This is a genomic window from Streptomyces sp. NBC_00237, assembly GCF_026342435.1.
GTDB lineage: Bacteria > Actinomycetota > Actinomycetes > Streptomycetales > Streptomycetaceae > Streptomyces.
In genome coordinates, this window is record NZ_JAPEMT010000002.1 from 1,070,511 (window position 1) to 1,092,282 (window position 21,772).

Below are 21,772 nucleotides of genomic sequence, written 5' to 3' on the forward strand. Positions count from 1 at the left end.
CGTTCCGCCGTTCCGCCGATTCGCCGATTCGCCGTTCCGCTGTACCTCCGTTCCGCTGTACCGCCGATCCGCTCAGGAGTAGCGGGTCACCAGGCCCTTGCGGCGGAAGGTGCGGAGCATCCGGCGCAGGGCCAGCAGGCTCAGCAGTGTCAGCACGGCCGTGCCCCCGGCGGCCAGCGCGAACTCGCCCCACGGCATCGGCTTCCCGGCGGCCAGGGTGCGGCCGACGGCGAAGACGTGGGTGGTGGGCAGGACCTGTGCGACGGGCTGGAGGACCGTGGGCAGGGTGGTGATCGGGTAGAAGACGCCGGACAGCGGCATGACCACGGAGAGCGCGCCCCACACCAGGGCCTCGGCCCCGCTGCCGTACCGCAGGACGAGGCCGACGACCAGGAGCGCGACCGCCCAGCCGGAGGCCAGCAGCAGAGCGGCGACCGGGATCAGGCCGAGGCCGAGGCGGGTGATGTCGAAGGCGTACGCGGCGAGGGCGAGGACGGCGACCGCGACGGTACTGGCCGCCGTACGCACGAGGGCGAACAGGCCGACGCCCGCGAGGTACTCCCAGTCCCGCATCGGGGTGGCCAGCAGACCCAGGATGTTGCGCGACCAGGTCTCCTCCAGGAAGCCGGTGGCCAGCGAGATCTGGGTCTGGTGGACGAGGTGCCACAGGACGGTGCCGCTGAGCAGGTAGACGGCGACGGCGGTGGTGGCGCTCGGGCTGTTCCCGGCGGTCTGGGCGGCGAACAGGCCGATGGATCCGTACAGCAGGGTGTCGACGAGCGGCCAGACCAGTACGTCGAAGAACCGGTGCGGGCTGCGCTTGAGCACCAGCCAGTGGCGTCGGGCCACCGCCCGCACCCGGTGGGCGGAGGCGGCGGCCGGGGAGCGGAGGGCGGGGCCCTCGGTCTCCGGGGGCACGGTGAGGGTGGGGCTGCTCATGCGGTGGCCGCCGTTTCGGGTGTGCGGTCCTGGCGGGCCCGTTCCCGGTCCCGCTCGGCCGCGAGGTGGAGGAAGACGCCTTCGAGGTCGTCGCGGCCGAAAGTGCGGGCCACGTCCCCGGGGGAGCCGTCGGCGGCGATGCGCCCGGCGTGCAGGAAGACGACGCGTTCGCAGAGGCGCTCGACCTCGGTCATGTCGTGGCTGGTGACCAGGAGGGCGGTGCCGCGTTCGGCGGACAGGGCGAGGAGTGCGGTACGGACCCTCAGGGCGATGTCCGGGTCGAGGGATGCGGTGGGCTCGTCCAGGATCATCAGGCGCGGCCGGTGCAGGGCCGCCTTGGCGATGCCGACCAGGGTGCGCTGGCCGCTGGAGAGCTGGGTGCCGATGGCGGCGGCGAGGTGGCCGATGCCGAAGCGTTCCAGGGCTTCGGAGACCGCCGCGTGCGGGTCGCGCAGCCCGTACAGATCGGCGTACAGGCGCAGGTACTCCGAGACCCTGACGCGGTCGGGCAGCGGGAGGTAGCCCGCGACGAAGCCGACTCCCTGCATGGCGCGGGCCCGGTCGCCCGGCAGCCGGTGGCCGAGGATCTCGACGCTGCCGGAGTCGGGCTCGACCGCGCCGAGGCTCATCAGAAGGGTGGTGGTCTTGCCCGCACCGTTGGGGCCCAGGAGGCCCAGGCGCTCCCCGGCGCGGACGGTGAGCGAGATGCCGTCGACGGCACGGCCGCGCGCGTACTCCTTGACGAGGTCGCGGGCGACGAGGACCGGCGGGCGTTCGTCGGCGGGGGCGGTAGCGGGGGTCAGCATGCGGGTTCCAGGGGCGCGTGGGGCTCGACGGGCTCCAGGGACCAGACCAGCTCGGCGCGCAGCGGTCCCGTGCGGGCGAGGAAGTGGCCGTGGTCGGCGGCGAGGGGGGCGAGCTGGGAGCCGTAGCACTGGACGGCCTCGCGCTTGGCTGCCCACTGCGCGTCGTCGGGCACGACGTGGTGCAGGACGGTGGTGCGGTGGGTGCGCAGCAGGTCCTGGTAGGCGAGGCCGCACATGGGGCTCTGCGCGAGGGCCTTGTCCGCCGCCTCGGTGCCCCACTCGGGGAGGTGGCCGGTGTAGGGGAGGTCGGCGTAGACGCGGGGCAGGGGGGTGCCGAGTCCGGCCAGGACGCGGGTGGCGCGCAGCCGGACGTTCTCGTGGTCGGGCTGGTTGCTGCCGAGGGGGACCCAGACGTCGGTTCCGGCGGGGAGGGCGGCCAGGAAGGTGTCCAGGCCGGGGAGTTCGGGGCCTTCGGCGTACGGGCCGTCCGGGTGGTCGAGCACGATCTGCTCGACGCCGAGCCTGGCGCAGGCGGCGGCGTCCTCGGCCACGCGGGCGCGGTGTGCCTCGTGCGCGGAGGAGAAGCCGCAGGTGGCGTCCCACCAGGAGACGGGGGCCCCGGGGGCGGGCGCGCCGCCGTACACGGTGACGACGGCGGTCGGTCCGGGCAGGGCGGCCAGGGTCGCGGCGAGGGAGAAGACGGCGTCGTCGAAGTGCGGGGAGAGGACGACGGTGCGCCAGGGGCGGCGGGTGGGCGGGGTGTCGGGCATGCGGGTTCCTCCGGGGTGGGACGGGGGTGTTGCCCGTGGGGCGGTACCGCGAGGAGTGCCGCCCCGCAGGGGGCTCAGGGCGCGCGGGGAGCAGTGAGGGCGCTCAGGGCGTGGTCGAGGGCCACAGGGCGACCGGGTCGAGGGCGGCGAAGACGCGGTCCCAGTCGGCGTCGGAGCCCTCCCAGCGCCCGGGTGCCTCGGGGACGGTGTCCCAGACGACGCCGGGCGGCAGGGCGGCCACGCTCGCGGGCGGGGTGCGGCGCAGCCAGAGCACCGCGCTCCGGTGGTCCGGGTACAGGTGTGCCAGGAGCTTCGGCAGCCGCGCCAGGTCGGTGTCGGTCAGCTCGTCGAAGGCGTCGTGGTGGACGTACAGGGTCCGTTCGCCGGAGCGGGTCCGCGTACGCCACCTGTCGGCGAGGTGCAGGAACTTCGCTCGTACGGTCGGGAGTTGGCGGTCGATGTCGTCCTGGGTGAGCCGCTCCCCGGCCGTCGGGCGGAACTCGTGGAAGAAGCGGATGCCGGTCCCCCGGTCGTGCGCGCACCGCCCGTCGCTGAACGGCTCGGACGCGCCGGTCCGCAGTACGTCGCGGAAGTCGGTGTCCAGGAGCGTGAGGACGGATGCGAAGTCGAGGTCGAGCCAGTCGAAGAAGTGGGCGCGGTCGTCGCCCGTGATGCGGCGGATCTGGTGGGTGGACTCGCAGTGGTAACCGAGGCCGACGCAAGTGTCGTACGGGGGCGGGGCGGGGGGTGCCGGGGGCACGCGGCTCTCCGATCTCGGGGTTGGAGGGGGGCGGCTGCGGGGGCTGGGTGGACGGTCAGGTGCGCAGGGGGGCGGTCCAGGGGCGGCCGGTGAGGAGTTCGGCGGCGGCCGTCGCGTTGGCGAGACCGGCGCCCCGGGTCAGGAGTGTCGGCGCTTCCGGCAGCGGGACGGGCGTCAGGCCCATCTCGACGGTGAGCAGTCCGGGCCGCCTCGCACGCAGCGCGGCCAGCGTCGCCTGCTGCCAGGGGTCGTGCGCGGCGTCCCGGACGACCACGACGAGCGGTGCGCTCGCGCCCTCCGCCCCGGGGCTCTCCGGCAGGGCGATGCCGTGGGGGTCGGTGCCGGGCTCGACGTCGGTGGCGGAAGCGAGCCGACCGAGGCGTTCCAGGCTCTGCGCGAGACCCCAAGGGGCCTCCCCCACCGCCAGGTTGGCTCCCACGGCCAGCCGGAGGACGTGTACGGGGGCGGGTGCGGGGAGTTCGGGGAGCGCCACACCGGACAGGGCCCGGCGGGCGGCGGCGAGGCCGACTCCGGCGGTGAAGCCGGGGGCGGGGACCGGACCGGGAGTGGGCACGGGAGCTGCGGGCTTCGGAGCCGCCCAGGCGCGCAGGGCCGCGACCCTCGCGGCGGCCTCCTCCAGGCGATCGACCGTCAGCTCTCCTCTCCGGAGAGCCCGTTCCACCGCCTCGTACACCTCGGGGAGGATCTTCTCGCCGTCCGTGGCGCCGAGCAGGACCAGGTCGACACCCGCCGCCCAGGCGAGCACGGCGGCCCCGCCGAAGCCCCAGCGGTCGAGGATCGGGGCCATCTCCAGCGCGTCGCTGATGACGACGCCGTCGTAGCCGAGCTCCTCGCGGAGCAGGCCGGTGACCACGCGGCGGCTCAGGGTGGCGGGGAGGTCGTCGACCTGGGGAATGCGTATGTGTCCGGTCATCACGGCCTTGGCCCCGGCGTCGAACCCCTCGACGAAGGGCGGCAGTTCGAGTGCGCGGAGCTCGTCGAGGGAGCGGGGGATGTCCGGCAGCCAGGAGTGCGAGTCGGTGCCGGTGTCGCCGTGGCCCGGGAAGTGCTTGAGGGTGGCGGCCACTCCTCGGCCCTGGAGGCCGGTGACGAAGGCGCGGGTGTGACGGGCGACCAGGTCGGGGGTCGCACCGAAGGAACGCACGCCGATGATCGGATTGCCGGGGCGGGAGTTGACGTCCGCGCACGGGCCCAGGCAGAGGTTGACGCCGGTGTCGAGGAGGTCGTCGGCGATGGCCTCGGCGACCTGTCGGGTCAGGTCGGGGTCGTCGACGGCTCCGAGGGCGTGGTTGCCGGGGTAGACGCTGCCCCGGTGGTAGTCGAGGCGGGTGACGTCGCCGCCCTCCTCGTCGAGCGCGATCAGGGCGTCGGGGCGCACCGCGCGCAGGGGGTCGACGATGTCGTCGCGGAGGGGGCCGCCGGGTGGGAGGAGATTGGTACCGAAGAGGCCGACGCCGGCGAGGCCCTGGTCGAGGGCGCGTTTGACCCAGTCGGGTGGGGTGCGGCCGTCGTAGGCGGGGAGGAGGCAGGCGTTCACCAGGGGGGTGAGGGAGCTGTCCATTTTCGGGCACCTTTGGTGAGGGACGGGTGGAATGGCTCTACTTACTTGCGGCTCCGCCGCGCGGACGCTCCCGGCTCCGCTGGGGCTGGGAGGGTGCGCCCCTTGAGGGGCGCGGGGCTGTGTCACTGTGCGGCTCCGCCGCGCGGGCGCTCCTGCTCACTGGGCCTTGCGTGAACGTGCCCCTTGAGGGGCGCGGGGCTGTATCACTGTGCGGCTCCGCCGCGCGGGCGCTCCCTGCTCACTAGGGCTTGCGTGAACGTGCCCCTTGAGGGGCGCGGGGAACTGCGCGACCAGCCACGACGCGCCTGCACGTGTGCGGGACTGCCGCGCGGCGAGCGCTTTAGGTGAAGGGGTGGGTCTGGGGCGCCCGCCGCAGGCGCACCCGGGTGCGGCGCACCTGATGGCGGAGGTAACAACGGGCGGCTCCGGGGTGGGCCCGGAGCGGAGGGGGGCCGCCCCCTTGCCCGCCCGTTCCGCCCCCGGGGGGCGGCCCCGCCGCCCAAGGGGGCTAGGGAGGCGGATGCGGAGGGGGCTGGCCCCGCCGCCCCAAGGGAGCTAGGCGGAAGGGGAGGGGCTGGGGCCGTCGCCCGAGAGGGCTAGGCGGAGGCGGAGGGGCCGTCGCCCAAGGGAGCTGGGTGCGTTGGTCGAGGGGGCGGAGGTGTGGTGGTGAGGCAGGCCGCAAGGCGCGGGGCGGGCGTCGTGCACCCCTCGCGCCCTCCCCTCAGCCCCGCGCACCCTCCCCTCAGCCCCGCGCGCCCTCCCCCTCAGCCCCGCGCACCCTCCCCTCAGCCCCGCGCACCCGTTCTGCGCAGCACGAGCCCCGTACTGCCCCGCTTGCTCAGATAGGCGCGCCCCCCGCACACCGGCTCCAGCGCGGGAGCGACCAGCACGGTCTCGTCCGCCAGCGCCCACCGGGACGTTCCGGCCAGCCACGGGCGGACCCGTTCGGCGAGTGCGGCGGGTTCCAGGGCGAGGAGAACCAGGTCGGTCGGGAGGGCGTCGAGGAGGTCCAGGTCCTGGCCGTAATAGAGCATCTCGATCAGGAGGTAGGCGGAACCCGGCAGCCGGGGTACCGCCGCGAGCCCTTCGAGGGCGTCCTCGTGGACCCGTACGCCGTCGAAGCCCGTTTCGAGGTGGCGGGCGAGACGGTCGCGGAAGAGCGGGTTGGGCTCCGTCGCGTCGACCGGGTAGCCCTTGGCCGCGAGCCGCACCGTGAGCGCCCCTTCACAGGCACCCACCTCGACCAGCGGCCCCTCGTCGGGCGCGCGGTGCCGGGCGACCCATGCGGTGGTGGCGTCCAGCCGGGCCCTTTCGTAGGGAGAGGTCTCGAACTCCCACGGGTCGGCGACCGTGGCGGCCTCGTCGTCGAGGCTGGCCAGCAGCGCGAACAGGCCCTCGCGCTCGCGGGCCCCCGCCGTGGTGAAGAAGCGTTCGGCGGCCGGGACGCGCGCGGTGTAGATCATGAACTCGGGCGAGTCCGTGCTCAACAGTGGCGCGCAGTGCCGGTTGACGAAGTCGAGCTTCGCGGCGATCAGGTCCCGGTCCAGCGGGCGGTCCTCGTCGCTGACGAACTGGAGGTACGGGGAGTAGCCGACCGCGTGCCGCACCGGCAGCCCGTGGTCGCCCGCCGCGACGTCGCGCCCGATCCGGCCCCGGCCGCGCCGGTTGTCGGCGGGCGAGTGGGTCCAGACCCGGGCGGCGCGCCCCCCGGCGGCCTCGCGCAGCAGCCGGGAGAGCTCCTCGGTGTCGGGCGGGTCGTTGCGCGCGTCGGGCGAGCGTACGTGCGGGGCGAGGGCGGCGAGCCGGTCGGCGAGGGAGGTTCCGGGCGCCAGGTCGATCCACTGCCGCACGTCGCAGCACAGCACCCGGACCGCCCCGCCGGGAGACCCCTCGGCGCCTCCCGGAGCACTCCCCCCGGCACTCCCGGGAGCCGCCCGGCCTGAGTGTTCCCCGGCCTCCTGGTCCACCGAAGCGGAACCCCGGGTGACGGAGAGGAAGTCGAGGACGGCGTCCTCGGCCCGCAGCACTACCAGTAAGTCCATCGCGTGGGGCACATCAGGCATGGTCTATCCCGTCGGCAGGCAGAGCACAGCAGAAAAGGGCAGGTCAAAGCGGTACCGCACGTCGAGGACGGGCGATCTCGTGGCGAGCCTAAGGGCTACCGAGCGGTATGGTCCAGACCAATTTTCCGGCCGCAAAAGGGAACCGAACGGCCTCAAATCCCGTACGGGGAGGCGCAGTCGGAATCTCCCGGCGAGGACCTGACCGCCGATTCCCGCACCCCGCCTCCGCCGATTCCCGCGCCCCGCCCCCACGGACGCACCGGCGACTTTCCGCCACCACCGGCACCCGGCGACCGCCCCCACGGAATGTGACCTTCGCCGCTCCCGCGCGGAAGACTGGGCAGCATGGTTACCCGCAAGTAGCATGACGGTGTGCGGACGCGCCCACCTCGGCGAGTCCGCGTACCGGCAGCAGCACCACCCCGCACCCCGGAGGAGAGCCAATCGTGCCTCGTACCGTCAGGGACGTCGTCTTCGTCGACGGCGTCCGCACCCCGTTCGGCAAGGCGGGCCCGAAGGGCATCTACCACGAGACCCGGGCCGACGACCTGGTCGTGAAGGCGATCCGGGAGCTGCTGCGCCGCAACCCGGACCTCGACCCCGCGCTCGTCGACGAGGTCGCCATCGCCGCGACCACCCAGATCGGCGACCAGGGCCTGACCCTCGGCCGTACCGCGGGCATCCTCGCGGGCCTGCCGACGACCGTCCCCGGTTTCTCGATCGACCGCATGTGCGCCGGCGCGATGACCGCCGTGACGTCCGTGGCGGGCGGCGTGGCCTTCGGTGCGTACGACATCGCCCTCGCGGGCGGCGTCGAGCACATGGGCCGCCACCCCATGGGCGAGGGCGTGGACCCCAACCCGCGCTTCGTCTCCGACAAGCTGGTAGACGAGTCCGCCCTCTTCATGGGCATGACCGCCGAGAACCTGCACGACCGCTTCCCCGGCATCTCCAAGCAGCGCGCGGACGAGTACGCGGTGCGCTCGCAGGAGAAGGCCGCGAAGGCGTACGCCGACGGCAAGATCCAGGCCGACCTGGTCCCCGTGTCCGTACGCCGTACGAACGCCGAAGCGGGCGAGACCGGCTGGGGCCTGGCCACGGTCGACGAGCCGATGCGCCCGGGCACCACCCTGGAGTCCCTCGCGGGCCTGAAGACCCCCTTCCGGCCGCACGGCCGCGTGACGGCGGGCAACGCCGCGGGCCTGAACGACGGTGCCACGGCCTCCCTCATCGCCGCCGAGGACGTCGCCCGCGAGCTGGGCCTGCCGGTCAAGATGCGCCTGGTGTCGTACGCCTTCGCGGGCGTCGAGCCCGAGGTCATGGGCATCGGCCCGGTCCCGGCGACGGAGAAGGCCCTCGCCAAGGCGGGCCTGACCATCGACGACATCGGCCTGTTCGAGATCAACGAGGCTTTCGCCGTACAGGTGCTGGCCATGCTGGACCACTTCGGCATCCCCGAGAACGACCCGCGCGTGAACCAGTACGGCGGCGCGATCGCCTTCGGTCACCCGCTCGCCTCCTCCGGCGTGCGCCTGATGACCCAGCTGGCCCGCCAGTTCGAGGACCAGCCGCACGTCCGCTACGGCCTGACGAGCATGTGCGTCGGCTTCGGCATGGGTGGAACGGTCATCTGGGAGAACCCGCACTTCAACGGAGGCGACGACAAGTGAGCACCACCACCGCCGAGCTCCTGAAGGGCGCAGCCGAGCTGTTCCCGGACGAGGTCGTCACGCAGGCGCACGTACGCCACCTCGCCCTTCCGGGCGGCGCCGGCAACTTCGCGCTCATCACCCTGGACAACGGCCTGGACCACACCAAGCCGACCACCTTCGGCCCGCAGTCCCTGGCGAACCTCAACCTCGCCATCGACCAGGTCGAGGCGGAGGCCGCCGAAGGCAAGATCGTCGGCATCGGCCTCACCGGCAAGCCGTTCATCTTCGCGGTCGGCGCGGACCTGAAGGGCGTCGAGCTCCTGGGCCGCCACGAGGACGCGCTCGCCATCGGCAAGGGCGGCCACGACGTCTTCCGCCGCCTGTCGGGCCTCGCGGTCCCCACCTTCGCGTACTACAACGGTGCGGCGATGGGCGGCGGCGTCGAGGTCGGCCTGCACTGCTCGTACCGTACGGTCTCGACCTCCATCGCGGCCTTCTCGCTCCCCGAGGTCTTCCTCGGTCTGGTCCCGGGCTGGGGCGGCTGCGCCCTCCTCCCGAACCTGATCGGCGCGGACAAGGCCGTCTCGGTCATCATCGAGAACTCGCTCAACCAGAACCGCCAGCTCAAGGGCAAGCAGGTCTTCGAACTCGGCATCGCCGACGCGATCTTCGAAGGCGCCGACTTCCTGGAGCAGTCGCTGATCTGGACCTCCGCGGTCCTGCGCGGCGAACTCCAGATCCAGCGCCCGGAGATCGACCGGGGCGAGGGCTGGGACGCGGCGGTCGCCCGAGGCCGCTTCGTCGCCGACTCGAAGGTGCACGGTGCGGCCCCGGCCGCCTACCGCGCCCTCGACATCATCGCCGCCGCCAAGTCCGGCGACCTGTCCGCCGGGTTCGACGCCGAGGACCAGGCACTCGCCGACCTGATCATGGGCGGTGAACTCCGCTCGGGCATCTACGCGTTCAACCTGGTCCAGAAGCGCGCGAAGCGCCCGGCGGGCGCCCCGGACAAGAACCTGGCGCGCCCGGTCACCAAGGTCGGCGTCGTCGGCGCGGGCCTGATGGCCTCGCAGCTCGCCCTCCTGTTCCTGCGCCGCCTCGAAGTGCCGGTCGTCCTGACCGACATCGACCAGGAGCGCATCGACAAGGGCGTGGGCTACGTCCACACCGAGATCGAGAAGCTGCGCGGCAAGGGCCGCATCAACCAGGACAAGGCCAACCGCCTCAAGGCGCTGGTGACCGGTGTCCTGGACAAGGCCGACGGTTTCTCCGACGCCGACTTCATCATCGAAGCGGTCTTCGAGGAGATGTCCGTCAAGCAGCAGGTGTTCGCCGAGGTCGAGGCGGTCGCCCCCGCCCACGCGATCCTCGCCACCAACACCTCGTCCCTCTCCATCACGGAGATGGCCTCGAAGCTGAAGAACCCCGAGCGGGTCGTCGGCTTCCACTTCTTCAACCCGGTCGCGATCCTCCCGCTCCTGGAGATCGTCCGAGGCGAGAAGACGGATGACGCGTCGCTGGCCACCGCTTTCGGCGTCGCCCGCAAGCTGAAGAAGACCGCCGTCCTGGTCAAGGACGCCCCGGCCTTCGTGGTGAACCGCATCCTGACCCGCTTCATGGGCGAGATCCAGAACGTCATCGACGAGGGCACCCCGGTCGCCGTCGCCGAGAAGGGCGTCGAGCCCCTCGGCCTCCCGATGTCCCCCCTGGTCCTCCTCGAACTGGTCGGCCCGGCCATCGGCCTGCACGTCTCGGAGACCCTGAACCGGGCCTTCCCGGACCGCTTCACCGTCTCCCCGAACCTGGCCGCCGTGGTCAAGGCGGGCAAGCGCGGCTTCTACGTCTACGATTCGGGCGCCCCGGTCCTCGACCCCGAGGTCGCGGCCCTCCTCAAGCAGGGCGACACCGTCCTGACCGAGGAGCAGGTCCGTACCCGCGTCATGGACGCGGTCGCCGAGGAGATCGGCCTGATGCTCGCCGAGGGCGTCGTCGCCGAGGCCCAGGACATCGACCTCTGCCTGATCACGGGCGCGGGCTGGCCCTTCCACCTGGGCGGCATCACGCCGTACCTGGACCGCGAGGGCTTCTCGGAGCGCGTGAACGGCAAGAAGTTCCTGGCACCGGGCGTGGCGAGCGTGCCCGCGTAGTGCGCTGAAGTGCTGAGGGGCCGTGCGGAGTTGTCCTCCGCACGGCCCCTTCGGCGTTCCCGGTACCCGCGTCGTACACCCGGCGTCGTACACCCGGCGTTGTGCACGCGGCGTCGTGCACCCGGCGTTCGTGCACCCGGCGTTCGTGGAAGGTCAGGCCGGTCGCCAGGCCGCCAGGGAGAGGCCCTCTTCGTCGGTGCGCTGGCGGGCGGTGTGCAGGGTGCCGTCCGTGGATATCACTGCCATGACCACGCGGTCGGCGGCGTCGAGGGCCAGGGCGGGGGCACCCACGCACGGCGGGCCCGTCGGGGACCACCACACGCCCTCGGCCTCGGCGAGAGTGCGGCACGCGGCCAGGACGGGGCGGCCTTCGGTGGTGCGGTGGGCCAGGACCGTGCAGTCGTGGCCGTCCAGCGACGTACGCAGGGTCGCGGAGGCGGTGGAGGGAGTGCCGCCCAGCGGGGTGGACGTCATCGCCGGGGCCGCCGTCGGGTCCGCCTCCGGGGCGGGCTGCGGGCGGAACGCGACGGCCTCGCCGGTTCCGGTTCCTCCGTCGGTTGCGTCCGCGCTCCCGGCCGGGGCGGTCCCGTAGTACGTGAGGCTGTCGTCCGCGGTCTCCAGCGCGGACACCGTTCCCGCCGCGACCGTGAAGGGGATCACCGTCACCGGCGCGAAGGGAGCTCCCGGCTTCTCCTGCGTCCAGCGCAGCACCGTGCCGTCCCCCTTCACCGCGAACAGCTCGATCCGGTCCGACGCCAGACGCGTCGCGACCGGGGTCCCCTCGCTCCGTGAGCCGATCAGGTCCTGCCAGCCGCCCCACTTCCCGCCCGCCGTCTGACTGCGCAGGAGTACGCCTCCGTAGGCGTTCCGCAGGAAGACGTGGACGGCTCCCCCGGCGCCGACCGCGACCGAGGGGAGGCCCAGTTCGGCCGTCCGGGCCGGGTCGGAGTAGCGGTAGCTGCCCAGCGAGTGCCAGCCGCCGAACGGGCGGCCGGACTGGTACTGCGTGGCGTGCACGTAGTCCGGCGCACCGTCCTTGGCCACGCCGCGTCCCACGACGTGCACGAAGCCGTCGGGGCCCTGCGCCACCGCGAGGCCCTCGACCGAGGCCGCCTCGAAGAACTCCGGGCCCTCCCAGTCGGGGCCGCCGGGGCGCGTCTCGGTCCACCGCAGCAGGCCGCCGTCGGTCACCGCGTACGCGCTGAGCCTGCCGTCCTTGCCGCGCAGCAGCCAGCTGTGGCCCGCCACCGGGCCGGACGCCCGCTTCCCGGCCCTGTCAGCGCTTCCCAGCCCCATCGCCGCCTGCCCTGCCTTCCGCGCAGTTCCGTTCGTCATTCGAGTCGATAGTTCGAGTCGAGCGTTCGAGTCAAGGATAGGCGGCCGGTCCGACAGCGCCCGCCGTGGGACGCTGGCCCCATGACGTCCACACCGCCCGTGCCTCCCGGCCCGTCGCCCCTGCTCGTCGTCGACGCGGCCAATGTCGTGGGATCCGTGCCCGACGGCTGGTGGAAGGACCGGCACGGGGCCGCCGAGCGGCTGCGGGACCGTCTGCCGGTGTACGCGGAGGAGGGCGTCGCGGGGCGGCAGGGGCCGGTGGAGGTCGTGCTCGTGGTCGAGGGCGCGGCCAAGAAGGTGGAGTCGGTGCCCGGGGTGCGGGTCGTGGCCGCCTCGGGGAGCGGGGACGACCGGATCGTCGAGGTGGTCGCCACGCGCGAGCCCGCCGGACGGGACTGCGTCGTGGTCACCGCCGACCGCGAGCTGCGCCGTCGGGTCGAGGCGTACGGCGCGGAGTGCGTGGGGCCCCGTACCGTACGGGACTGAGCGAGCCCTGAAGGGACCGGGTCAGCGTGAGCGGGCGTAGAGGACCGCGCCGTCCACCGTCGCCACCCGCTCGTACTCCTCCGCCAGCAGCCGTCGCAGCGTCGGCATCCGCTCCGGGCCGTACGGCTTGCCCCGGGAGTCGTCCACGATCAGGGGCGGGCGCTTCTCGGCGAGTTCGGCGCGGAGGACCGGCCAGCTGCCCTCGACTCCGTACTGCTCACCGACCAGCGAGCCGTTGCGGCCGCCGCTGAAGTTCGTGAGGAGGCCCGCGGTGAGGTAGCGGCTCGCGGGGGTGCGGTCGGCCAGCCAGTACGTCTCGGGGTGCATGCCCCAGATCAGGACGGGGTCGGTGGGGGTGGTGCGGGCGCGGATCGCGTCGGCGACGCGCTGGGCGTGGGTGAGTTCGGGGCGGGGGGCGAGGAAGCCCCAGGTCAGGAAGATCACGCAGGTGCAGGCGAGGGCGGTGAGCGCGCCGGTCGTCCAGCGGCGGGGCAGGGCGTGCAGCGCCGCGGTGCCGAGCAGGGTGAGGGGCGGCATCAGTTGCAGGTAGTAGTGGCCGAAGAAGTGGAAACCGGTCATGACGGCCAGCGCCGAGGCGGCCAGCCACAGCCACAGGTCCGTGGTGGGGGTCTTCGGGCGACGTAGCAGCGGGACCAGGAGGCCCAGGCAGGCGGCGGCCAGGACGGCGGCGTTGCCGAGCCCACGGCCGAGTGCGTGCAGGCCCGAGCCGGTCAGGTCGGCGTACGTGCCGGAGCCCGTGACCACCCAGAAGAGGAAGCGGGAGGGGTCGGTGAGGAGCGCTGCGGCGGCGACGGGGACGGCGAAGCCCGCGAGGGTGCACAGGAGGGCTCGGGTCCGCTTCGGGGCCGTCCAGGCGAGCCAGAGGACCGGGAGGAGTACCGCCCCGCCCGTCTGCTTGGTCAGGAACGCCCCTGCCACGGCCGCCCCCGCCCAGGCCCAGGCCCTGCGGTCGGCGCACCACACCGCCAGCGCGGTGAACGGGAGCGTGAAGAGGCCGAAGGAGGCCGCCTGGGTGTCCTCGGGGTGCAGCCCGACGGAGACGAGAAGGAAGGCGACGCCTGCCACCGCTCCGGAACGGTCGCCCCATCGGCGGCGGGCCAGCGAGGCGAGGAGGGCGGCCGTCGCGAACAGGGCCAGGATCGCGAGGACCTTGAGCGGGAGGAGCGAGCGGTCGCCGAAGAGGCCCAGGGCCGCCTCGTACAGCCAGGGCACCAGGGGCGGCTTCCGGTCGACGACCGTGTCGTACAGCTCCCCCCCGGCGGCGAGCTGGCCCGCCTGCACGGCGAGGAAACCCTCGTCGGGATTCCAGAGGGGGTGCAGGAAGGAGGGGACACGGGTGAGCGCCGCGAGGGTGAGGAGGGCGGGGAGGAGCTTCCACCAGTAGGTGTACGGGGTGGAGGCCGGGCTGGGCCCGGGTCCGGAAGGGGGGCGGGGCGGGGGCGCGGGCTCGGCGAGCATGGGGCCAAGTTATCCGGCGGGGGTGCCGGGGGCGGCAGCGAGGTGCGGCTGCGGTGCGGGCAGGGGTTAGGGAGTGGCGTTTCGCTTGCCGAGCTTGCTGTTCCGTTTGCCGTAGACGAAGTAGACGGCGATCCCGATCAGCATCCACACCCCGAACCGCAGCCACGTCTCCGCCGGAAGGTTCAGCATCAGCCACAGCGAGGCGAGGACCGAGAGCGCCGGGACGAGCGGGACCAGCGGCGTCTTGAAGGAGCGCGGCAGGTCGGGGCGCTTGCGGCGGAGGATGACGACGCCGATGGCGACCACGACGAAGGCGAAGAGGGTGCCGATGTTGACCAGTTCGGCGAGTTCGTCGATCGAGGTGAAGCCCGCGACGACGGCGACGATCGCGCCCAGCAGGATCGTCGAGCGGTACGGGGTGCCGAAGCGCGGATGGACCTGGGAGAAGGTCTTGGGGAGCAGACCGTCGCGGCTCATGGCGAAGAAGACGCGGGACTGGCCGAGGAGCAGGATCATGCAGACCGAGGTGAGGCCGACGGCCGCACCGAAGCTGATCAGGCCCGCCCAGAAGGGATGGCCGACGGATTTGAAGGCGTCGGCGAGAGGGGCGTCCGTCGAGAGGTCGCTGTACTTCTGCATGCCGGTGACGACGACGGAGACCGCCACGTAGAGGAGCGTGCAGATGATCAGGGAGCCGAGGATGCCGCGCGGGACGTCGCGCTGCGGGAGCTTCGTCTCCTCGGCGGCGGTCGCGACGATGTCGAAGCCGATGAACGCGAAGAAGACGACCGCGGCCGCGGTGAAGATGCCCATCACGCCGAAGCTGGTCGGGGTGAAGCCGAAGAGGAGCTGGACGAGCGGGGCGGTGAGACCGTTGCCGCCTTCGGTGTCCACGGCGGGCGGGACGAACGGCTCGTAGTTGGCGCCGGTGATGAAGAAGGCGCCGACGACGATGACCAGGAGGACCACGGTCACCTTGATGCCGACGATGACGCTGGTCACGCGGGAGGAGAGCTTCATTCCGGCGACCAGGACGGCCGTGATGGCGAGGACCAGCAGGCAGGCCAGCAGATCGAAGCCGAAGGAGCCGTCGTGGGTGCCGGAGAGGAAGTCGGGGAGGTGGATGCCCGCCGTGTCGAGGAGCGAGCGCATGTAGCCGGACCAGCCGACGGCCACCACCGCACAGCCCAGCGCCAGCTCCAGTACGAGGTCCCAGCCGATGATCCAGGCGGGCAGCTCGCCCAGGGACGCGTACGAGAAGGTGTACGCGGAGCCCGCCACCGGGACGGTCGAGGCGAACTCGGCGTAGCAGAGGGCGGCCAGACCGCAGACGACGCCCGCGACCACGAAGGCGAGGGCGACGGACGGACCCGCCGTCTCCTTCGCGATCTTGCCGGTGAGGACGAAGATGCCGGTGCCGATGATGACGCCGACGCCGAAGACCGTGAGGTCGAGGGCGGAGAGGGACTTCTTGAGCGCGTGCTCCGGTTCCTCGGTGTCACGGATGGACTGCTCGACCGTCTTCGTCCGGAAGACGCCCTGCTGCCTGCTGGCGCTGTCCTGCCTGCTGCCCGCTGATGGTCCTTGGTCTTCCGTGCTCACCACAGCACCTCCGCCGATCGGCTGTCCCCACCTCTGGGTGGAGGGTCACCGCAATCATCGTGATCATTCGTGCGGGTCCGCGACCGTGCGAACGCGTTTTCACCCGATGGGGCGAATGTACGAAAAAGTCCGGGCCGGAGGTTTCCCTCCGGCCCGGACCCGGACCACAGCAGCGGCGGTGCGTCAGTCGCGGACGGCCTCCGCCGCCACCGCGCGCTCCAGCCGCCCGTCGATCTTCGCCACCAGGCCGGTCACCTGGCGCGCGATGTCCGGCGCGGTCAGCCCGATCTCGGCCATGACCTCCTTGCGGGAGGCGTGGTCCAGGAAGACCGGCGGAATGCCGAAGTCGCGCAGCGGTACGTCGACATCCGCGTCGCGCAGCGCCTGGGCGACGGCGGAGCCGACCCCTCCGGCGCGGGAGTTGTCCTCGACGGTGACGACGACCCGGTGCTGCTCGGCGAGCGGCGCCATCGCCTCGTCGACCGGCTTGACCCAGCGGGGGTCAACGACGGTGGAGGAGATGCCCTGGGCGTCGAGGAGGTCGGCGATCTCCAGGCACATGGGAGCGAGCGCACCGACCGAGACCAGGAGGACGTCGGGGCGGGACACGTCCGTGGTGGGCTTGCGGAGGACGTCCATGCCGCCGACCTTGCCGACGGCCTTGACCGCCGGGCCGACCGCGCCCTTGGAGAAGCGGACGACGGTGGGGGCGTCGGTGACCTGGACGGCCTCGCGCAGCTGGGCGCGGACCTGGTCGGCGTCGCGCGGGGCGGCGATCCTGAGGGTCGGGACGACCTGGAGGATCGACATGTCCCACATGCCGTTGTGCGAGGCGCCGTCGGTGCCGGTGACGCCCGCGCGGTCCAGTACGAAGGTCACACCGCACTTGTGGAGGGCCACGTCCATGAGGACCTGGTCGAAGGCACGATTGAGGAAGGTGGCGTACACGGCGAAGACGGGGTGCAGACCTCCGGTGGCGAGACCCGCCGCGGAGACGGCACCGTGCTGTTCGGCGATGCCCACGTCGTACACGCGGTTCGGGAACGCCTTGGCGAACTTGTCCAGGCCGACCGGCTGGAGCATGGCCGCGGTGATCGCGACGATGTCCTCGCGCTCCTTGCCGAGCTTGACCATCTCCTCGCCGAAGACCGAGGTCCAGTCCACGCCGGAGGAGGCGATGGGCAGGCCCGTGTCGGGGTGGATCTTGCCGACGGCGTGGAAGCGGTCGGCCTCGTCCGCGAGGGCGGGCTGGTAGCCGCGGCCCTTCTCGGTGAGGCAGTGCACGATGACCGGGCCGCCGAAGCGCTTGGCGCGCTGGAGCGCGGACTCCAGGGCCTCGATGTCGTGGCCGTCGATCGGGCCGACGTACTTGATGCCGAGGTCCTCGAACATGCCCTGCGGGGCGATGAAGTCCTTGAGCCCCTTCTTCGCGCCGTGCAGGGTCTCGTACAGCGGCTTGCCGACGACGGGGGTGCGCTCCAGGAACTCCTTGCCGCGGGCGAGGAAGCGCTCGTAGCCGTCCGTGGTGCGCAGGGTGGCGAGGTGGTTGGCGAGGCCGCCGATGGTGGGGGCGTACGAGCGCTCGTTGTCGTTGACGACGATGACCAGCGGGCGGTCCTTGGCGACGGCGATGTTGTTCAGCGCCTCCCAGGCCATGCCGCCGGTGAGGGCGCCGTCGCCGATGACGGCGACGACCGCGTCGTCCTTGCCGAGCACCTCGTTGGCCTTGGCGAGGCCGTCGGCCCAGCCCAGCACGGTGGAGGCGTGGCTGTTCTCGATGACGTCGTGCTCGGACTCGGCGCGCGCCGGGTAGCCGGAGAGGCCGCCCTTCATCTTCAGCCGGGTGAAGTCCTGGCGGCCGGTGAGCAGCTTGTGCACGTAGCTCTGGTGGCCGGTGTCCCAGAGGACCTTGTCCTTCGGGGACTCGAAGACCCGGTGCAGGGCGATGGTCAGCTCGACCACGCCCAGGTTCGGGCCGAGGTGGCCGCCGGTCTTGGACACCTCGTCGACGAGGAAGGTCCGGATCTCCGCGGCCAGCTGGTCGAGCTGCTCCGGGGACAGCCGGTCCAGGTCGCGCGGTCCCTTGATGCGGGTCAGCAGGGCCACCCGTGCCTCCTTGCGATTGAACTGGCGTGCTGGGACGTTCGTGCCGATCTGACGAGTCTAATGTTCCGCGCGCGGCGACGATCGGCGGGTTGTGCGACCTGCATCACCCGTACGGGTCCACAGGGGCACAAATGTGCCCGGCACCTGGGTGTCGGTGCCGGGCACATGGAGGTTTGACTGCTATGCGGAGGGGTCCGCACGGCGGAACCGGGCGTCCGGGCGCCGAAAGGTGACGCTCAGCACGCCCCCGCCGCTTCCGGCGGCGCTAGGCGCGCCCCGCCGCCTTCTGGCTCTTGCGCGACACGGAGTCCAGCACGACCGCAGCCAGCAGCACCGCGCCCGTGATCATGGACTGGACCGCCTTGCTGGAGGAGCCCTCCATGTACAGGCCGGTCATGATCGACTGGATCACGAGGATGCCGAGCAGGGCGGACCAGGGGGTGCCCCGCCCGCCGAAGAGGCTCGTACCGCCGATGACGGCCGCCGCGATGGCGAGCATCAGGGTGTCGCCGCCGCCCAGGTTGGAGTCGGCGACGCCGGACTGGGAGGCGATGAAGAGGCCGCCGAGACCGCCGAGGAAGCCGGAGATCGTGAAGACGGAGATCCGGATCCAGACCACGTTGATGCCCGCCCGGCGCGCGGCCTCGACGCCGCCGCCGACGGCGAAGACCTGGCGGCCGTAGGTGGTGCGGCGCAGCACGAAGCTGGCGAGGACGACGACGCCGACGAAGACGGTCAGGCCGAGCGGCAGGCCGTCCTCCTGGTTCAGGACGAACGCGGCGGCGAAGACCAGTACGGCGACGACGACCGTACGCAGTGCCAGCTCGCTCATCGGGCGGTGCGGCAGGTCCGCCGCCTTGCGGCGGCGGTGCTCGTTCCACTGCGACCAGGCGTACCCGGCGACCGCGACGGTGGCCAGGCCGTACGCGGCGGCCACGTCGCTGAAGTAGTAGTTGTTCAGGTGGTAGATGACGCCGCCGGAGATGTTGTTCAGGCTCAGGGTGTTCCCGAGGACGAACAGCTGGAGGCCGCTCCAGCCCAGGAAGCCGGCGAGCGTGACCACGAAGGCCGGGACGCCGATCCGGGCGAAGAAGAAGCCGTGCAGCGCTCCGATGGCCGCCGCGCCGAGCAGGCCGATGACGACGGCCAGGAGCTCGTTCACGTCCTGCTTGATGGCGAGCACGGAGCTGGCGGCGGCGGTGAGGCCCGCCACGGAGCCGACGGAGAGGTCGATCTCGCCGAGCAGCAGCACGAAGACGATGCCGGTCGCGATGAGGCCGGGACCGACGATGTACTGGGCGATGTTGCTCAGGTTGGACGGATCGAGGAAGCGTCCCGAGCTGATCTCGAAGATCGTCCAGATCACGATCAGGCCGGTGACGACCGGTATCGAGCCGAGCTCGCCGCCCTTGATCTTGCGCTTGAACTCGGTCAGGTACCCGGCGAAGCCCTGCTCGCGCACGAGCAGCCGGGGGTCGACCACCGGAACGGCACCGGCGGCGGCCCCGGGATCGGCGTCCACGGGCGCGTGCTGCTGCGCCTTCGAGGGCTTCTGGGGCGGGGTGTTCACGGTGTCACTCACTTCACGGCCTCCGCGCCTCGCGCCTTGCGACGGGTCACGGCGTTGTCCGTGGCTCCCGTGATCGCGGCGATGATCTCTTCGTTGGTGGTGTCCTTGACCTTGAAGACACCGTTGTTGCGCCCGAGGCGCAGGACCGCGACCTCGTCGGCGACGGCCTTGACGTCGGCCATGTTGTGGCTGATCAGCAGGACGGCGAGGCCCCGCTCGCGCAGCCGTTCCACCAGGTCGAGGACCTGGGCGGTCTGCTCGACGCCGAGGGCGGCGGTCGGCTCGTCGAGGATGACCAGCTTGGGGTCGCCGACCAGCGCGCGGGCGATGGCGACGACCTGGCGCTGACCGCCGGAGAGCGAGGCGATCGGGATGCGGACGCTCGGGATGCGGATGGACAGGGTGTCCAGGAGCTCCTTGGCGCGCTTCTCCATGGCGACCTCGTCGAGCACCTTGGCCCGGCCGAGTTCGCGGCCGAGGAAGAGGTTGGCGACGACGTCGAGGTTGTCGCAGAGCGCGAGGTCCTGGTAGACGGTGGCGACGCCGAGACCCTGGGCGTCGTGCGGGCGCGCGATGGAGACGGGTTTGCCGTCCCATTCGATGCTGCCCTCGTCGATGGGGTGCACCCCCGCGATCGTCTTGACCAGGGTCGACTTTCCGGCGCCGTTGTCGCCGACGAGGGCGACGACTTGGCCGGCGTGGACTTCCAGGTCGACGTCGGTCAGGGCCTGCACGGCTCCGAACCGCTTGGAGACTCCGCGTAGCGCGAGGACGGGCGCAGCGGACATGTGAACCATCTCCTTCGTCCGCCGGCAGGTGCGGCGGGGGGCCGCCGCAGCGGGGTTCGCGTACGGCGGGATGGGGCGTGTGGGTGGGGGGCGGACGCGCGGCGGTCGCGCCGGGGCCCGGCCTCCGTCCGGCGGGCGGACGACGACCGGGACCCCGTACGCGACCTCGGCACGACGCCTGAGGCTGTACGTGTACGGGCCGAAGCTGTACGGACTGGGGCTGTACGAGGTGGTGCGGGACGGGCTGAGCGTGCTGGGGCTGGGCGGGCTCTTGGGGCCGCACGGGCCGGTGCGGTACGAACCGGTGCGGTACGGACCGGAGTTGCGCGGCCCCCGCTCCGCGCGGTCCCGACCCGCACGGGCCGAAGCCCGGCGCCCCGGAGCCGTACCGGCCGAGACCGTAGGCGCCAGAGCCTCGCGGCCCGAAGCCGTCGTGCCAAGGGCCCTGGCCCGACGCGGCCGGAAGCCGCCGGACCCCGGCGCTCCGCCCGGAACGAGACCCGGAAAGAAACCCCGGCCCGCGAGCCCGGCCCCAGGGCGAAGTGCCCTCGGGCCCGGGCTACTCGGCTACTGGATGCCCGCGGCCGCGCACGGCTTCGCGAACTCCGCCTTGCAGATGTCGGCCGTCTTGAAGAGCTGGTCCTTGACGACCGTGTCCTTGATGTTCGCCTTGGTCACGACCGTGGCCTGGATCAGCTCCGCCGGAATGCCCTTGGTGGTCGGGCTGTCGATCTTCGCGGTGAGGAGCGAGTCGATCTTCTCGCCCTTCAGCAGCTTCACCGCGACCTCGGCCGTCTTGTCCGTCTCCGGCTTGTACGGCTTGTAGATGGTGAACGCCTGCGTACCGGCGAGGATCCGCTGGATGCCCGCGAGCTCCGCGTCCTGACCGCCGACCGGGATGCCCTTGACGCCCGCCGACTGGAGGGCCGCGATGATGCCGCCCGCCATGCCGTCGTTGGCGGAGTAGACGGCGTCGAAGCCGTCCTTGCCGAGCGAGGTGATGGCGGTGCCCATCTTCTCGCCCGCGATCTTCGGGTCCCACTCGCCCGTCTGCTCGTAGACCACCTTCTTGACCTTGCTGTCGAGGACGGAGTGCGCGCCCTTCTTGAACAGCCCGGCGTTGGGGTCCGACTCCTTGCCGTTGATCATGACGACGCGGCCGTCCTTGGCCTTGTCGCCCAGCGCGTCGAGGATGCCCTGGCCCTGGAGCTGGCCGATCTTCTCGTTGTCGAAGGAGACGTACGCGGAGACCGGGCCCTCGGCGAGACGGTCGTACGCGACGACCTTGACGCCCTTCTTGTCGGCCTCCTCGACCCACGCCTTGGTGGCGGTGGAGTCGACGGCGTCGAGCACGATGACCTTGACGCCGGAGTCGACGAGGTCGTCGAACTGCTGCTTCTGGGTCGAGACGTTCTCGGACGCGTTCTTGTAGTTGACCTTGCAGTCGGAGCAGAGCTCGGTGACCTTGGCCTTGATCAGCGGGTAGTCGAAGGATTCGTAACGGGTCGTCTTGCTCTCCGGCAGGAGCAGGCCGATCGTCTTGTCGTCCTTCTTCTCCTCCTTGCCCGCACCTGCTTCGCCGCACGCGGCGAGGGACAGGGTCAGCACGGCAGCAGCGGATACGGCTATGGCGGCACGACGCATGTGGGTCTTCACAGTCCAACCTCCCTGACGAGGCCGCGTCGTT

Annotated in this window: 16 protein-coding genes; 3 read left to right on the forward strand and 13 right to left on the reverse strand. The window is 72.1% G+C overall.

The genetic code is table 11. The annotated features are described in order from the left end of the window. Window positions 1–72 precede the first annotated feature (72 nt). From OG897_RS18930 to OG897_RS18955, 6 genes are all read right to left on the reverse strand, one after another. Entirely contained in the window at window positions 73–939 is an 867-nt protein-coding gene (locus OG897_RS18930; RefSeq protein WP_266658328.1) for an ABC transporter permease, read from the reverse strand. After that, complete coding sequence (locus OG897_RS18935; protein WP_266658330.1) at window positions 936–1,745, reverse strand: ABC transporter ATP-binding protein; 810 nt, start codon at window positions 1,743–1,745, stop codon at window positions 936–938. The genes OG897_RS18930 and OG897_RS18935 overlap by 4 nt, the downstream gene beginning before the upstream one ends. Next, window positions 1,739–2,515, reverse strand: a complete 777-nt coding sequence (locus OG897_RS18940; protein ID WP_266658332.1) for a PIG-L deacetylase family protein — start codon at window positions 2,513–2,515, stop codon at window positions 1,739–1,741. The genes OG897_RS18935 and OG897_RS18940 overlap by 7 nt, the downstream gene beginning before the upstream one ends. A 103-nt stretch (window positions 2,516–2,618) precedes the next feature. Further along, window positions 2,619–3,275, reverse strand: a complete 657-nt coding sequence (locus tag OG897_RS18945; protein ID WP_266658333.1) for a papain-like cysteine peptidase — start codon at window positions 3,273–3,275, stop codon at window positions 2,619–2,621. 55 nt (window positions 3,276–3,330) lie between these two features. Continuing rightward, a complete protein-coding gene (locus OG897_RS18950; protein ID WP_266658334.1) occupies window positions 3,331–4,857 on the reverse strand; it encodes a glycoside hydrolase family 3 protein in 1,527 nt (508 codons plus the stop codon). A 785-nt stretch (window positions 4,858–5,642) separates the two neighbouring features. Next, complete coding sequence (locus OG897_RS18955) at window positions 5,643–6,920, reverse strand: SAM-dependent methyltransferase (protein WP_266658336.1); 1,278 nt, start codon at window positions 6,918–6,920, stop codon at window positions 5,643–5,645. 446 nt (window positions 6,921–7,366) lie between these two features. Between OG897_RS18955 and OG897_RS18960 the strand changes: the two genes are divergently transcribed. Both OG897_RS18960 and OG897_RS18965 read left to right on the forward strand, forming a co-directional pair. Then, on the forward strand, window positions 7,367–8,590 hold the full coding sequence (locus OG897_RS18960; RefSeq protein ID WP_266658338.1) for an acetyl-CoA C-acyltransferase: 1,224 nt from the start codon (window positions 7,367–7,369) through the stop codon (window positions 8,588–8,590). Next, window positions 8,587–10,719 (forward strand): 3-hydroxyacyl-CoA dehydrogenase NAD-binding domain-containing protein, encoded by a 2,133-nt coding sequence (locus OG897_RS18965; protein ID WP_266658340.1) that lies wholly within the window; start codon window positions 8,587–8,589, stop codon window positions 10,717–10,719. The genes OG897_RS18960 and OG897_RS18965 overlap by 4 nt, the downstream gene beginning before the upstream one ends. 153 nt (window positions 10,720–10,872) lie before the next feature. On the opposite strand, the gene OG897_RS18970 is transcribed toward OG897_RS18965, so the two are convergent. Next, window positions 10,873–12,054, reverse strand: a complete 1,182-nt coding sequence (locus OG897_RS18970) for a hypothetical protein (RefSeq protein WP_266658342.1) — start codon at window positions 12,052–12,054, stop codon at window positions 10,873–10,875. Window positions 12,055–12,135: 81 nt separating this feature from the next. Here OG897_RS18970 and OG897_RS18975 point away from each other — a divergent pair, with 81 nt between their 5' ends. Beyond that, complete coding sequence (locus tag OG897_RS18975; RefSeq protein ID WP_266658343.1) at window positions 12,136–12,540, forward strand: NYN domain-containing protein; 405 nt, start codon at window positions 12,136–12,138, stop codon at window positions 12,538–12,540. Between the two features lie 21 nt (window positions 12,541–12,561). Here the strand turns inward: OG897_RS18975 and OG897_RS18980 are convergent, their stop codons facing one another. The 6 genes from OG897_RS18980 to OG897_RS19005 form a co-directional block, all read right to left on the reverse strand. Next, window positions 12,562–14,019 (reverse strand): glycosyltransferase family 39 protein, encoded by a 1,458-nt coding sequence (locus tag OG897_RS18980; RefSeq protein ID WP_266658345.1) that lies wholly within the window; start codon window positions 14,017–14,019, stop codon window positions 12,562–12,564. Between the two features lie 66 nt (window positions 14,020–14,085). Then, a complete protein-coding gene (locus tag OG897_RS18985) occupies window positions 14,086–15,525 on the reverse strand; it encodes an amino acid permease (RefSeq protein WP_266660305.1) in 1,440 nt (479 codons plus the stop codon). Between the two features lie 279 nt (window positions 15,526–15,804). Beyond that, window positions 15,805–17,727, reverse strand: a complete 1,923-nt coding sequence (gene dxs / locus OG897_RS18990) for a 1-deoxy-D-xylulose-5-phosphate synthase (protein ID WP_266658347.1) — start codon at window positions 17,725–17,727, stop codon at window positions 15,805–15,807. Window positions 17,728–17,992: 265 nt separating this feature from the next. Beyond that, complete coding sequence (locus tag OG897_RS18995; protein ID WP_266660307.1) at window positions 17,993–19,249, reverse strand: sugar ABC transporter permease; 1,257 nt, start codon at window positions 19,247–19,249, stop codon at window positions 17,993–17,995. Window positions 19,250–19,305: 56 nt separating this feature from the next. Then, entirely contained in the window at window positions 19,306–20,085 is a 780-nt protein-coding gene (locus OG897_RS19000) for an ATP-binding cassette domain-containing protein (protein WP_266658349.1), read from the reverse strand. A 567-nt stretch (window positions 20,086–20,652) separates the two neighbouring features. Further along, window positions 20,653–21,741, reverse strand: coding sequence for a substrate-binding domain-containing protein (locus OG897_RS19005; RefSeq protein WP_266658351.1), 1,089 nt, complete (start codon window positions 21,739–21,741; stop codon window positions 20,653–20,655). Window positions 21,742–21,772: the final 31 nt, after the last annotated feature.

Excerpts from the sequence above, each read along its gene's own strand:
- OG897_RS18930 (WP_266658328.1), bottom strand. The coding sequence starts at position 939 with ATGAGCAGCCCCACCCTCACCGTGCCCCCGGAGACCGAGGGCCCCGCC.
- OG897_RS18935 (WP_266658330.1), bottom strand. The coding sequence starts at position 1,745 with ATGCTGACCCCCGCTACCGCCCCCGCCGACGAACGCCCGCCGGTCCTC.
- OG897_RS18940 (WP_266658332.1), bottom strand. The coding sequence starts at position 2,515 with ATGCCCGACACCCCGCCCACCCGCCGCCCCTGGCGCACCGTCGTCCTC.
- OG897_RS18950 (WP_266658334.1), bottom strand. The coding sequence starts at position 4,857 with ATGGACAGCTCCCTCACCCCCCTGGTGAACGCCTGCCTCCTCCCCGCC.
- OG897_RS18955 (WP_266658336.1), bottom strand. The coding sequence starts at position 6,920 with ATGCCTGATGTGCCCCACGCGATGGACTTACTGGTAGTGCTGCGGGCC.
- OG897_RS18970 (WP_266658342.1), bottom strand. The coding sequence starts at position 12,054 with ATGACGAACGGAACTGCGCGGAAGGCAGGGCAGGCGGCGATGGGGCTG.
- OG897_RS18975 (WP_266658343.1), top strand. The coding sequence starts at position 12,136 with ATGACGTCCACACCGCCCGTGCCTCCCGGCCCGTCGCCCCTGCTCGTC.
- OG897_RS18980 (WP_266658345.1), bottom strand. The coding sequence starts at position 14,019 with ATGCTCGCCGAGCCCGCGCCCCCGCCCCGCCCCCCTTCCGGACCCGGG.
- OG897_RS19000 (WP_266658349.1), bottom strand. The coding sequence starts at position 20,085 with ATGTCCGCTGCGCCCGTCCTCGCGCTACGCGGAGTCTCCAAGCGGTTC.